Source organism: Enterococcus hailinensis (genome assembly GCF_045862035.1).
In the GTDB taxonomy this organism is placed as follows: domain Bacteria; phylum Bacillota; class Bacilli; order Lactobacillales; family Enterococcaceae; genus Enterococcus_A; species Enterococcus_A hailinensis.
In genome coordinates this window covers 124,209-137,150 of the sequence record NZ_BAAFRV010000003.1, presented here as the reverse complement: position 1 = coordinate 137,150, position 12,942 = coordinate 124,209, and the positions used below count along the sequence as shown (strand labels likewise).

General features: G+C 37.8%; 12 protein-coding genes, 1 pseudogene and 2 other annotated features. Of the genes and pseudogenes, 11 read left to right on the top strand and 2 right to left on the bottom strand.

Going from position 1 to position 12,942, the window contains the following annotated elements; translation table 11 throughout:
- Nucleotides 1-98: 98 nt before the first annotated feature.
- The gene (locus ACKTSC_RS03670) at nt 99-1,034 is read left to right on the top strand and encodes a YibE/F family protein (RefSeq protein ID WP_407856860.1); all 936 of its coding nucleotides are present in this window, start codon (nt 99-101) and stop codon (nt 1,032-1,034) included.
- Nucleotides 1,031-1,807 carry a YibE/F family protein gene (locus tag ACKTSC_RS03665; protein ID WP_407856859.1) on the top strand — a complete coding sequence of 259 codons (777 nt, stop codon included), beginning with the start codon at nt 1,031-1,033 and terminating at the stop codon, nt 1,805-1,807. Before ACKTSC_RS03670 ends, ACKTSC_RS03665 begins: the two co-directional genes overlap by 4 nt.
- An 81-nt stretch (nt 1,808-1,888) precedes the next feature.
- Here ACKTSC_RS03665 and ACKTSC_RS03660 read toward each other — a convergent pair whose 3' ends face one another.
- Together ACKTSC_RS03660 and ACKTSC_RS03655 are read right to left on the bottom strand one after the other, a co-directional pair.
- A complete protein-coding gene (locus ACKTSC_RS03660; protein ID WP_332579824.1) occupies nt 1,889-2,170 on the bottom strand; it encodes a hypothetical protein in 282 nt (93 codons plus the stop codon).
- Between the two features lie 176 nt (nt 2,171-2,346).
- Complete coding sequence (locus ACKTSC_RS03655) at nt 2,347-3,306, bottom strand: YncE family protein (protein WP_407856858.1); 960 nt, start codon at nt 3,304-3,306, stop codon at nt 2,347-2,349.
- 123 nt (nt 3,307-3,429) lie between these two features.
- Nucleotides 3,430-3,668: a binding site (T-box leader), on the top strand.
- 46 nt (nt 3,669-3,714) lie between these two features.
- Nucleotides 3,715-3,946: a binding site (T-box leader), on the top strand.
- 96 nt (nt 3,947-4,042) lie between these two features.
- On the opposite strand from ACKTSC_RS03655, the gene ACKTSC_RS03650 reads away from it, so the two are divergent.
- The 9 genes and pseudogenes from ACKTSC_RS03650 (at nt 4,043) to ACKTSC_RS03610 (ending at nt 12,824) form a co-directional block, all read left to right on the top strand.
- Complete coding sequence (locus tag ACKTSC_RS03650) at nt 4,043-5,389, top strand: chorismate-binding protein (protein ID WP_407855213.1); 1,347 nt, start codon at nt 4,043-4,045, stop codon at nt 5,387-5,389.
- Nucleotides 5,386-5,916, top strand: coding sequence for an anthranilate synthase component II (locus tag ACKTSC_RS03645; RefSeq protein WP_332579713.1), 531 nt, complete (start codon nt 5,386-5,388; stop codon nt 5,914-5,916). Before ACKTSC_RS03650 ends, ACKTSC_RS03645 begins: the two co-directional genes overlap by 4 nt.
- On the top strand, nt 5,917-6,930 hold the full coding sequence (gene trpD, locus ACKTSC_RS03640) for an anthranilate phosphoribosyltransferase (RefSeq protein ID WP_407856857.1): 1,014 nt from the start codon (nt 5,917-5,919) through the stop codon (nt 6,928-6,930).
- Nucleotides 6,930-7,686, top strand: a pseudogene (gene trpC / locus ACKTSC_RS03635) (indole-3-glycerol phosphate synthase TrpC). Before trpD ends, trpC begins: the two are co-directional and overlap by 1 nt.
- On the top strand, nt 7,683-8,288 hold the full coding sequence (locus tag ACKTSC_RS03630; protein ID WP_407856856.1) for a phosphoribosylanthranilate isomerase: 606 nt from the start codon (nt 7,683-7,685) through the stop codon (nt 8,286-8,288). Before trpC ends, ACKTSC_RS03630 begins: the two are co-directional and overlap by 4 nt.
- 12 nt (nt 8,289-8,300) lie before the next feature.
- Nucleotides 8,301-9,491 (top strand): tryptophan synthase subunit beta, encoded by a 1,191-nt coding sequence (gene trpB, locus ACKTSC_RS03625; protein ID WP_407855217.1) that lies wholly within the window; start codon nt 8,301-8,303, stop codon nt 9,489-9,491.
- Nucleotides 9,488-10,240, top strand: coding sequence for a tryptophan synthase subunit alpha (gene trpA, locus ACKTSC_RS03620; RefSeq protein WP_407856855.1), 753 nt, complete (start codon nt 9,488-9,490; stop codon nt 10,238-10,240). The genes trpB and trpA overlap by 4 nt, the downstream gene beginning before the upstream one ends.
- Nucleotides 10,241-10,364: 124 nt before the next feature.
- Nucleotides 10,365-11,771, top strand: a complete 1,407-nt coding sequence (locus ACKTSC_RS03615; RefSeq protein ID WP_407856854.1) for a C69 family dipeptidase — start codon at nt 10,365-10,367, stop codon at nt 11,769-11,771.
- 153 nt (nt 11,772-11,924) lie between these two features.
- On the top strand, nt 11,925-12,824 hold the full coding sequence (locus tag ACKTSC_RS03610) for a diacylglycerol/lipid kinase family protein (protein ID WP_332579720.1): 900 nt from the start codon (nt 11,925-11,927) through the stop codon (nt 12,822-12,824).
- Nucleotides 12,825-12,942 lie beyond the last annotated feature (118 nt).

Genomic DNA, 12,942 nt, shown 5'->3' with positions numbered 1-12,942 from the left:
AAAGTATTTATTCAATCGTATTATTCGTCGCTATTATTTTGGCGGGCCTCTTAATTCAGTTTTATAGTGGCTTCTTTTATTCAGAACTAGTGCTTCGAGTGGAAAGTGTAGAAAAAAATGAAGCATTAAATACCCAAACAGTAGTAGGAACGTTAGTAAATAAAGAGAGTATCAAAATTGAAACACCTTTTTTTGAAAATGAAAGTGTTGCCCCACTTTATAAGCCAGGAAACCAACTGATTGTACAGAAATCAGAAGGATATTGGCGTATTATTTCATTAAAAAGAGATGGCTATATTTTTATTTTAGTCGGAATCTTTATCTGGACGATTATTCTTATTAGTAGGAAAAAAGGTCTTTTTTCATTGGTTGGATTAATAATCAATAGCGGTTTAGTGCTCCTTATTTTATGGATCAATGGCAATTACCCTCGGTTTTCTTTAGTTCTCTTAATGAGTGTCTATACTTGTCTAGCCGTTTTGATCGCCATGGTTACTACCTATGGTTTTAGACAAATCGATGCTCGAAAAATACTAGCTACTTTAATCAGTGTTTTTTGCGCTTTCTTTATTTGTCTGTTAACCATGAACCTTCTAAAAGATCGAGGATTACGATATGAAGAACTACAATTTATTACCCGGCCTTATCGTTCGGTATTTCTGGCTGGATTATTGATCGGAGCGATTGGAGCAAGCATGGATATTGTGGTTACATTGCTAGCTGCTTTAGATGAGATCCGACAAAAAGATCCGAAAGTTCCCTTAGAAGAATTAGTGATCTCTGGAGGAAAAATAGCTCAAGATACAGTACCTTCGATGGTCAATGTTCTGATGTTCGCGTATCTTAGCGGAAGTATTCCAACGATTATTTTTTTTATTGCAAATGCTTGGAAATTCGCGAGTGTCCTAGATATGTATCTATCGCTAGAATTTTTACGGATATTGTGCGGTGGTTTTGCGATTGTTTTAGCGGTACCAGCCGCGTTACTTTTATTTGTTTTGGGAGAAAGATCGAAAGGAGCGAATAGAATTTGACAGTACTGCTAGCGCTCACCTTTTTACTTTTGCTGATGACAATGATCGTATTTAAAAAAAGTTCACTCTATATGATTACTGGAACATTTATGAATTTAGGCTTGTTTATCCTTTTGCTTTTTCTAATTAGTCGAGGGTATTCTGTTTATGGAACCGCGTGTTTCATTTTTTTAGGAATTACGATCGTGACATTATTTTATATCAATGACATTAATCAAAAAACACTCGCTGCATTTATTTGTGTGGTCGGCTTTCTCTGCTTCTTTTCAGCCACTACAATTCCGTTGATTCAAGTACTCAAAACACACGGATTTCCTGTTGAAGAGTTGGATGAATTACAAATGATGGATTTTACTGTTTCAGTTCCATTCTCAAAGTTGAATTTCGCCATTATTTTAATGAGTTTCTCGGGAGCGGTCATTGATAGCAGCATGGCTGTCAGCAGTTCAACATATGAAATTTATCAACGTACAAAACCTTTGGTATGGAAAGAATTTTTAAATTCTAGTTTAACTGTTGTTCAAGAAATTGTTAGTACGACAGTGAATACATTACTATTTGCTTTCTTAGGTTCGAGTTTGGGTTTGATTATCTGGATGCAAGACTTAGAATATACATTGATTGAATGGATCAATTCCCAAGCATTAGCCGGAGAACTATTGATCAGTGTGCTAACTTGTCTAGCTGCGATCATTATTTTGCCGATCACATCTTTAGTAGCGAGCTATATTTTTTTCCATCCAAAATTTTTTTCTAAACGCTCTTCGATGTAGATAAAAAAAGCTTGGACAAAAGTATTTTGACTTCTGACCAAGCTTTTTTTATGCTCTTATTGTAGAGACTTAAGGTTCTGTCTAAATGAACTGTTGGATAAAGGCTTTAATCACGGGCAAGAAATAGATAAATGCAGCAGCCGCTAAAACCAAAAGCAGATGATTCCGCTGTTTTTTTCGTTTTAGCATACTTGTGGTTGAATTTATAAAATACATTACACTTTTTGCCCCAGCGGTGAGTGTTGATAATAAGACAGTAGGAGAATAGGCATTGTGGTTGCTGGTTAGATTTAATAGACTAAGTCCATGGGTAGGATATTTAATGATTGCTTGATAACTGGCAATTAAAACAAATAGTCCCATAAGATAACTCAAGCCTTTATTGATTCTTTTTTTTAATTTTCTATTCACTAGTAGAACTCCTTTAAAAAACGTTATAAAAATTTTTAACAGAGTTCATTATACAATAAAGAATTAAAAACATACATAACAATTTATATTTAAAATAGTTGCCCAAATACTTTAATAAGTAGTGTAGATTAGGATTTAAGTAATTTTTTCAAATCAATTTGCAACACTTCATCCATAATGAAGGGCGTTTTTGTACGATAATGGGCTGCACCATTTTCAAATAAGGCATATAAATGATGGTCCTCTACCCAAATTTGTTCTAAGTAAGGCGGAGTAGAAATAATTTTAACGGCCTCTTTAAGATTTGAAAAATCTTTGGTTAAGTGAATATCAAAAATAAAGAGTTTTCCTGCCTGCGGGCCCCAGGACTGAGAGAAAATAACATATTGTTGATAGACGGCTAACCCTTGGATTTTTTGCAAAAGCGTTAAATTTTTGTAAGGTGACTCGACAAAATTTTTAGTGGTTGTTTGCCTTAAATTACCCTTTGTATCTATCGGGTAGCAGGCGAACTGTCCCTTATCTTTTAGTGAAAATAAACCGACATAAAGATAGCCTTTATCATATGACAGAAATGAAGCACGAGGCAGATCTTTTAAAACGATTTTTTGTTGATATCCGATCGGTGCTAATTTCGTTTTATGTTGTATCAAATCTACCAATGGTATCGCAGTAATCGCTGCATAGTTACGATGCGTATTGCTGACCCATAGTTTACGATGGATTGGGTCGTACGCTAAACCGCCCGCATGAGGAAAATCCGGTAAAATTACTGTCTTGATTTTTATTCCGCTGAAGCGGTCTAGAACATAAATGACCGAGTGATGTATGTACTCATGGCAATAAGCTGAAATCAATAGATATTCTTCAGTAAAAGTCAATCCTTGGGGAGTCATCGCAGTGCAAAAGTCTAATTGCTGATTTTTATCCAAGGACAGAACTTTTGAGAGTCCCGGTATAGTGTAGTGTGATCTTTCTGCTGCTTCAAACAATTTCGGAAAATGCTTGGCAGTATTATTTGATTTTCTATGAAATATTTTTAGGCTAGTAAAAAACCAATTTTTTTTGAACTTTAGTTTCTTGGTCATAGGGAGCACCTCCAAGTATTTATAGTTTAACAAGTTCGATTTGTTTCGGGTAGCAAACAAGCTTAAAAATATTTTTTTGAAAAAGAATTGACAAAACTTATTATAAAGCGTAATATTCTAAAAAAATAAGTGTCGAACAAAAGAAGAGTAACATAAAAAAAGACTTTTCAGAGAGCTGATGGGACTGCGAATCAGTAAGTATTTTTATGCGAATGGGCTTTTGGACAGAAGTTTTGAATCAAAAAGTAGGAACTTCCGGGAACTCCCGTTATAGAGTAAGGTCGTTGATGGACGGCTGATAAAGAGATACCTTATTTAGGTATCCATCATTGAGGTGGCACCGTGGATTTTCCGCCCTCAAGTCGATTCGTTTCGGCTTGGGGGCTTTTTTGTATTTAAAAGCATTATAAAAAATCTTAAATAAGAGAAGTAACTAGGATCGTAAAAATGACAGAAAGCTTCGTTTGATGAGAAGAAGTATTTTATCCCTAGCGAATGGACTTATTCGAGCATTCTTGAATCATAGTAGGGAATGACGGGAACTCCCGTTATAGAGTCAAATCGTTGATAGACGATGAGAGTATTATTGAGTTGTTCAATAATAAAGATGAGGTGGTACCGTGCTAATTGCGCCCTCAGACCAATATTTTTTGGTTTGAGAGCTTTTTTTGTTTTCTGACGAAAAGTTCAGATGACAAAACTTAGAAACAGTAATAACTAATGAAGGAGTAATTCAATGCGAATAATCAAAAAAATACCTCAAAATAAGTTGTCAGTTAGTGATATCTATTATCGCGTAAAAGAAAGTGGGACGTGTCTTTTGGAGCGTAAGTCGTCTGATCGAGCATATACACTAATCGCGATTGATCCGGTCAAGCATCTTTATTTCAAGGATGGAATGTTTCATGTTGATGGTAAAAAATTTCCAACTAAAGACCCGTTAAAAGAACTTGAGAAACAAGTCTTGATCAATGAGCGTGAAGAGGATGAAGAGCTTCCTTTCATTGGGGGAGCAATTGGGTATGTCGGTTATGATGTAGCTGCTTGCTATGAAGATATCGGTGATATTCCTTATGATGAATTGGAATTACCAGACTTAGAATTTTATTTATACAACTTATTTATTATTTTAGAAAACCACTCGATCACTTTAGTAGCAACGGATAGTTATAGTGATCAAACAGTGTCGGATTTACGAATAAAAATAAAGGAGCTTGAACAAAAATTAGAAAAGGAGCAAGTGATACCAGACATCGAATTAGGCCAATTAACATTTTCAAGTAACTTTTCTCAAATTGATTTTGAGCAGATCGTTCGCAAGGCAAAAGAAAAGATCGTTGCAGGTGATTTATTTCAAGTTGTTCCTTCGCAACGTTTAACAGCCGATTTTACAATGGACTCTTTTAGTTATTATCGAAAATTAAAGGAAAGTAATCCTTCTTCGTATTTATATCATTTAGTATTTCCAACAGCAACGATAATCGGAAGCTCACCAGAAAGTCTAGTGACAGTTGAAGGTCGCAAAGTTACTACGAATCCGATTGCTGGAACGAGGAAACGTGGACAAGATCTTTTAGAAGATGAAACATTAGCTGCTGAACTACAAAATGATCCTAAAGAGGTAGCGGAACATCGGATGTTAGTTGATTTAGGAAGAAATGACCTAGGAAAAGTAGCCGTTAGAGGCTCGATAACGATTCCAACCTATTTAACGATCGAACGGTACCGTTATGTGATGCATCTTGTCTCGGTTGTTACAGGAACTTTGCAACCGGGATTGCGTTCAATCGATGCATTGAAGGCTACGCTGCCTGCGGGAACAGTCAGCGGTGCACCAAAAATCCGTGCGATGACCCGAATTTATCAATGGGAGCCGGTAAAACGCTCAATTTATGCGGGTGCGGTCGGCTTTTTAAGTCAAGATGACACGGCTGATTTTGCGATCGCGATTCGGACAATGGTTGTTAAAAATAAAAAGGCCTATGTCCAAGCAGGTGCAGGGATTGTCTATGATTCAAATCCAACGAGTGAATATTTTGAAACATTACAAAAAGCAAAAACATTGATGGAGGTGGGGAAATGATTTTGCTAGTCGATAATTATGATTCTTTTACCTACAATTTAGTGCAATTACTGCCGGGAGAAATCCAAATTTTACGCAACGATGATCCGACACTCTTCGCAGTCGCAGCTCAAGCTGCAGCCATTATTTTATCTCCAGGACCGGGCAGACCAGCAGAAGCCGGTCTGATGGAATTACTGATCAAAAAATTTTATCGTAAAAAACCGATTTTAGGCATTTGCTTAGGTCACCAAGCGATTGGAGAAGTGTTTGGCGGAAGGGTCATCAGTGCCCCAGCGATTATGCATGGAAAACAGTCGACATTAGCAGGTGGAGATGGTCGCTTAGTCATGCGCTACCATTCGTTAATCGTCGATGATCAAACATTACCTAAAGATTTACAAGTCACAGCTAGAGTAAACGAGTGTATTATGGCTTTCCGTCATAAACGTTACCCAGTCTTTGGTCTACAATTCCATCCTGAATCGATCGGTACAGAAAATGGAAAACAGTATATCCAAAATTTTTTACAGGAAGCAGGGATTTAAATGCAAGAAATATTTGAAAAACTATACCGTGGAAATCATTTAAAAATGGAGGAAATGGAGAAAGTAGGCAGTGCCATTTTTGATCATCAGTTAACGGATAGCCAAATCAGTGCCTTACTAATTGGCTTGAAAGTGAAGGGGGTAAGTGCAGATGAACTTACTGGTCTAGCCCATGCGATGCAGGGACGCGGAACAATAATGCAAAAAGCCCCTGTCGGAGTCATGGATAATTGTGGGACTGGTGGCGATCATTCTCAAAGTTTTAATATTAGTACGACTGCTGCCTTTGTCTTAGCAGGCGGCGGTGTACCGATGGCTAAACATGGAAATCGTAGTATTTCTAGTAAAGCGGGAAGTGCAGATGTTTTAGAAGCTTTAGGGATCTCTCTAAATGTATCGCCTGAAAAAATTGCCTACTTGATTAAAGAAACAGGAATAGCCTTTCTCTTTGCTCCGACATTGCATCCGGCCATGAAAGAAGTGATGCATATTCGAAAAGAATTAGCGACACCAACGATTTTTAATTTATTAGGGCCGATCATAAATCCTTATCCGCTAGAGTATCAACTAATGGGGACGTATGCCGGTGACACACTGATCGAATCGGTCAAAACTTTAGGCAAATTAGGTAGAAAACGAGCGATTGTCGTGCATGGTTATGGCGGAATGGATGAAGCTAATTTAGCAGGCCGGACACAATGTGCTTTGTATGAAGCTGGAGCGGTACAAGAGTTTTCTTTTGAACCAGAAGAAGTGGGTTTTAAAAAGGTTCCGCTTCAGGGCATCATTGGTGGTTCAGCAGAAAAAAATAAAGAAATTTTATTATCGGTCCTAATGGGAACTCCTTCGGCTTATTATGAAACTGTTTTGGTAAATGCGGGATTAGGTTTTTATGCCAGTGGTAGAGTCAACTCTTTAGTTGAAGGGGTCGCTGAAGCAGAAGAATCGATTCTTTCCGGAGCAGCTTATGATTGCCTACAACAACTAATCAAAAAACAACAGGAGGTTGCTTAATGGATTTTTTAACTAAAATATTAGCAGAAAAAAAAGTACGAAATCGAATCACTTGATCCAGTAGAGGAAACGATTATAAAAGTCCGTCCTTCCTTTTATCACCAGGTTAAAAGTGATTCATCAATGGTTCATATCATTGGGGAAATCAAACGGGCATCTCCCTCAAAAGGAGCCATCAATGAATCCGTAGATATTTTAGCTCAAGCTAGGCAATATGAACAAGCGGGGGTCAGTGCTATTTCAGTTTTGACTGATCCGGTCTTTTTTAAAGGTCACATTAATGATCTGGCAGCTGTTGCTACAGCGGTTAATCTACCTATTTTATGTAAAGACTTTATTATTGATGAACGACAAATCCTTAGAGCGAAACAAGCGGGAGCGAGCATCATATTATTGATTGTTGCAGCACTATCGCAAGAGCGTTTAAAAGAGTTATATCGATTTGCGACAGAACAAGGTTTAGAAGTGCTAGTCGAGGTCCACGATATTGCTGAATTACAATGTGCGCAATTACTAGGTGCAAAAATAATTGGAGTAAATAATCGTAACTTAAAGACTTTTCAAGTTTCCATCGAAACGAGTGTCGAATTAAAGCAGGCCATCGGTGAAACAATTTTTGTCAGTGAATCAGGATTTAAAAATCGTCAAGATATTGAAAAAATCTTACCTTATTATCAAGGAGTATTAATCGGCGAGACGCTGATGACGGTAGTTGATCCAATGAAAAAAATAAAGGAATTGAAGGGATTGCAATGACCAAAATAAAAATTTGTGGTTTAACGAATCGAGCGAGTATTGAAGCAGCGGTCATTGCAGGTGCTGAATATTTAGGTTTTGTTTTTGCGGAGAGTACTAGAAAAATTTCACCTGAAAAGGTCCGTTTGTTAACAACAGACTTACCCAAGGAGATAAAAAAGGTAGGTGTCTTTGTTGCTCCTAATTCAGCAACAGTCGAAAGCAGGATTGCGGTTGCTGGATTGGATCTTGTTCAAATTCATGGAGAAAATCGATTAGATAGCTGTTATCGTCCAATCATTAAAGCGATCAATGTAGCGAAAGATCAATCATTTAACACTAACAAGTACCCCTATTTACTGCTTGACGCCCCTCCCGAAAGATATATGGGCGGAACAGGGAAAACCTTTGACTGGGATTTAGTCGACGTCCAATCATTGCCAAAAGAAAAATTATGGATTGCTGGTGGTTTGAATGAAACCAATGTAGCAAGCGCGATCCATCATTTCGATCCACAAGTTGTCGATGTCTCTAGCGGAGTCGAAACAGACGGGGAGAAGGATTTAAGTAAAATTTTTGCTTTTTGTCGAGCGGTCAAACAAGCAGATAAAGAAAATTATTAGGAGGAATAAAACATGTACCATGAACCCAATCAAGCAGGATTTTATGGCGAATATGGTGGGAAATTTATCCCAGAAACATTAATGTATGCCATCCAAGAATTAGAAACGACCTACGAAGCCTCAAAAGTAGATGAAAACTTCCAAAAAGAACTTGCGTATTATTTAAAACAATATGTGGGGCGGGAAAATCCATTATACTACGCCGAACGATTGACTAAAGAATTAGGGGGGGCAAAAATTTATTTAAAAAGGGAAGACTTGAATCACACGGGTGCGCATAAAATCAATAATGCTTTAGGTCAAGTACTGTTGGCTAAAAAAATGGGCAAACGAAAAGTTGTAGCTGAAACAGGTGCGGGACAACATGGCGTGGCGACAGCAACAGCTGCTGCACTTTTTGGAATGGAATGCACTATTTTTATGGGAGAAGTCGATGTTAAACGTCAAGCCTTGAATGTTTTTAGAATGGAATTGCTAGGCGCAAGAGTTGAAAGCGTAACTTCAGGCAGTAAAACCTTAAAGGATGCTGTCAATGAGGCGTTGCGTTATTGGGTAGCAACCGTCGAAGATACGCATTACGTGATGGGATCAGTTTTAGGACCACATCCTTTTCCAGAAATTGTTCGTGATTATCAAAGTGTGATCGGGATCGAGACCCGTAAACAAATTTTATCCGCAGAACGGCGTTTGCCGGATCTCGTGATTGCTTGTGTCGGCGGAGGCAGTAATGCGATGGGGATATTTTATCCATTTATTGAAGATGAAACAGTTCGTCTGATGGGGGTTGAAGCAGCTGGGCTTGGCTTAGAGACTAATGAACATGCGGCTTCGATCAATAAGGGCAGCGTCGGGATATTGCATGGTGCAAAAATGCATTTATTACAAGACAACGACGGACAAGTTCAAGAAGCTTTTTCGATTTCAGCTGGCTTGGATTATCCCGGTATTGGTCCAGAACATTCATTTTTACATGAAATTGGTCGAGCAGAGTATGCGGCGATCACAGATCAAGAAGCACTAGAAGCCTTTCATTATCTCTCACGTTTAGAAGGGATCATTCCGGCTTTAGAAAGTTCACATGCTCTAGCTCAAGTGATGAAAGTTGCTCCAACAATGGAAAAAGATCAAATCATCGTGATGAATCTATCTGGTCGAGGAGATAAAGACGTCCAGCAAGTCAAAGAATTGGAGGCGGAAAAATGAAAGCATTGACGAGAATTCTAAAAGACAAAGCAGTGAACGAAAAATTATTTGTGCCATATATCATGGCTGGAGCTCAAGGGCTAGCCCAATTACCACAAGAAATCGAAATGTTGATTGAATCCGGTGCTTCAGCGATTGAACTCGGCGTTCCTTTTTCTGATCCAGTAGCAGATGGACCAATGATTCAAGCAGCGGGAATCCGGGCTTTTGAACATCAAGTAACCTTGAAAAAAATTATTGCGATATTAACAGAAAATAACTTTTCTGTTCCGTTAATACTGATGGGCTACAGTAATTCTTTTTTTCATTATGGAATTAAAAACCTCGTAACTGATCTACAAAAAACGGATGTGAAAGGTTTGATCATCCCGGATCTACCCTATGAGCATCGAGCACTGATTTTAGAAGATTTAGCGGACATCGCACTGCTGCCGTTAATATCATTGACTAGTTCTAGTGAACGAATTCAGACATTGGTTTCAGAAGCTGAAGGTTTCGTTTATGCTGTTACTGTCAATGGAATAACCGGGACAGATCAAAATTATCGGACGGATTTAACAAAACATTTAGCAAACATCAAAGCGTTCAGTGATATTCCCGTACTTGCAGGTTTTGGTATTTCGACGAAAGAACATGTTGGAAATTTTGAACAAGTTTGTGATGGTGTAGTGATCGGCTCGAAAATTGTTCAATCGCTTTATGAAGATGGCATTGCAGAAACCAAAAAACTGTTAGCAAAAATCATTTGATAGTCAGTTTAAATAAAAAAGATTGATTTTTTTGTTTAAAAAAACCTGTTTTAGGCTTTCGTTTGGTATTTATTTTTTTTAGCGTTATACTTGAGCTACCATGAAAAGGGAGAGTGTTTCAAGTATGACAAAACGAGTAAAAGGATCTTGTACTACGGTACTAGTCGGAAAGAAAGCATCGATCGATGGCTCAACTATTATTTCAAGGAACGATGATGGGCATGAAGCTTTAGACCCACAACGCTTCGTGGTAGTTCAACCAGAAGAGCAACCAAAAAATTATCAAGCGGTTATCAGCGGAGTTAAAATTGCATTGCCAGATAACCCATTACGCTATACGTCAATGCCAAACTCTATTTTGACCAATGGTATTTGGCCAGCAGCAGGAATCAATAGTGAAAATGTTGCAATGTCAGCAACAGAAACGATCACAACAAATCCTAGAATCCAAGGAATCGATCCATATGTAGATGGAGGTATTGGAGAAGAGGACATCGTAACCTTAGTCTTACCTTATATCCATAGTGCACGTGAAGGGGTAGAACGTTTAGGTGCGTTACTAAAAGAATTTGGTACCTACGAACCAAATGGAATTGCTTTTTCTGATAAAGAAGAAGTTTGGTGGTTAGAAACAATCGGCGGTCATCATTGGGCAGCAGTTCGTATTCCAGATGACGCCTATGTCGTTGCACCAAACCGCATGAATATCGATACGTTCGATTTTGATTCTGCAGATACATTGTGCTCAGCTGATTTAAAAGATCTAATCGAAGAAAATCATTTAAATCCTGATTTTGAAGGGTATAATCTACGCCATATCTTCGGCAGTGCATCAATTAAAGATACTGTCTACAATAATCCACGTGCATGGTACGGTCAAAAATACTTTACACCAGATGCAGAACATGACATGATGGACCAAGATTTACCATTCATTTGTCGTGCAAATCGAAAAATATCAATCGAAGATGTGAAATTTGTTTTGAGTTCACATTTTGAAAATACTAAATTTGATCCTTATGGTGACGGTACTGAAACTGAAAAAACATTGATCCGTCCAATCGGTATCAATCGTAATCATAATGTTCATATTCTACAAATTCGTAATGGTGTTGCAGATGAGATCGCTGGGGTACATTGGTTAGCCTATGGTGCAAACACCTTTAATACAGTCGTTCCGTTTTATGCTAATGTGAATGACACACCTGCTTGCTATAAAGATGCGACAGGGACTTTCGATTTGAATAATATGTACTGGTTGAGTTGTGCAACTGCTTTGCTAGGAGATACGGATTACAACTTCTATGTTGACTTCCGCAATACGTTTGAATTAGAAGCGATGTCAGCTTATCACCGTATTCAAAATGAAACAGATAAAGCAGTGGCAGATCAAAAAGATGTTCAAAAATTCCTAGAAGCTGCGAACGAAAAACTAGCGGCTGAATCGTTAACTCGTCAAACAAAATTATTTGGCGATATGGTGATTTCTGGTTCTGAGCATATGAAATTACGGTACAATCTGAACGACTAAATTTTTCATTTAAACATAATAGAAGTAAAAAGACAGAAACGTTGATGTTTCTGTCTTTTTTTATTGAGTCGTCTTGAAGAAAGATATCTAAAAACCCTGTTATACTGTAAATATAAAAATAAGCTAGCCAGATATTCGAGAGGATGAGTACGAATGAAAAAAGCAGTATTGATCGTCAACCCAAGCTCCGGAAATGAAGAAGCATTAGAATATGAAAGCCAAGCTGAACGTAAATTAAGTCTTTTTTTTGATGAGGTAGAAGTCAAACGAACAGCGAAAGCTAACGATGCGACCGAATTTGCAAAACAAGCAGCTGAAGAAAAAGTCGACAGCGTTTTTGCTATGGGAGGAGATGGGACAGTCAATGAAGCCATCAGCGGATTAGCTGAACAAGAGTATCGCCCCAAATTTGGATTTTTTCCATTAGGAACAGTCAATGATTTAGGACGTTCACTAAATATTTCGATGCATCCACAAAAAGCTATTTCGGATTTTGATGTAGAGCGAACAATCGATTTGGATATCGGTAAAATCAATGATGATTATTTTATGAATATCGTCGCAGTAGGTGGAATACCTGAAGCAATCAGTGATGTGGAGGTGGAAGAGAAGACTAAGTTTGGCAAATTGGCTTACTTTATCTCTGGCGTTAAACAGGTGCTGAATAATAAAACGTATCACTTTGAATTGGAAATTGATGGAGAAGAAAGTGAGATTGAGAGTAGTGCGGTAGTCATTGTATTGACTCGAACGGTGGGTGGCTTCCAAAACATTGTTCCAGACGCAAAAGCAAATGATGGTAAGTTGTATTTACTTTATCTGAAAGACCAAACAATCACCGACACTTTAAAAAGTGTTCCTGATATTGTTAAAGGAGTCGATCAATCGACGGAAAATATTGGTTATAAACCATTTACCAAAGGACGTTTAACCATCAAAGAAGACGCCGAATTACATCCAAGTGTTGATGGCGATGAGGGACCAGAGTTACCGCTGGACATTGAAGTATTGCCACGACATTTAGAAGTTTATTTCGGTTCTGAACCCCTGTAGACCACCATTTAAGGTGGTCTTTTTTTTATGTAGTAATAAAAAAGTAGTAAAACGAATTTTTTGTTTTTTCTATGTGAAAAACTATCATAGTTCAATTAATAGTCATTAAATTAATTAA

Bases quoted from the DNA above. Each gene is read 5' to 3' on its own strand.
- ACKTSC_RS03645 (WP_332579713.1), top strand. From the start codon at position 5,386: ATGATTTTGCTAGTCGATAATTATGATTCTTTTACCTACAATTTAGTG.
- ACKTSC_RS03660 (WP_332579824.1), bottom strand. From the start codon at position 2,170: ATGGGACTATTTGTTTTAATTGCCAGTTATCAAGCAATCATTAAATAT.
- ACKTSC_RS03615 (WP_407856854.1), top strand. From the start codon at position 10,365: ATGACAAAACGAGTAAAAGGATCTTGTACTACGGTACTAGTCGGAAAG.
- trpD (WP_407856857.1), top strand. From the start codon at position 5,917: ATGCAAGAAATATTTGAAAAACTATACCGTGGAAATCATTTAAAAATG.
- ACKTSC_RS03630 (WP_407856856.1), top strand. From the start codon at position 7,683: ATGACCAAAATAAAAATTTGTGGTTTAACGAATCGAGCGAGTATTGAA.
- ACKTSC_RS03650 (WP_407855213.1), top strand. From the start codon at position 4,043: ATGCGAATAATCAAAAAAATACCTCAAAATAAGTTGTCAGTTAGTGAT.
- trpB (WP_407855217.1), top strand. From the start codon at position 8,301: ATGTACCATGAACCCAATCAAGCAGGATTTTATGGCGAATATGGTGGG.
- ACKTSC_RS03610 (WP_332579720.1), top strand. From the start codon at position 11,925: ATGAAAAAAGCAGTATTGATCGTCAACCCAAGCTCCGGAAATGAAGAA.
- ACKTSC_RS03655 (WP_407856858.1), bottom strand. From the start codon at position 3,306: ATGACCAAGAAACTAAAGTTCAAAAAAAATTGGTTTTTTACTAGCCTA.
- trpA (WP_407856855.1), top strand. From the start codon at position 9,488: ATGAAAGCATTGACGAGAATTCTAAAAGACAAAGCAGTGAACGAAAAA.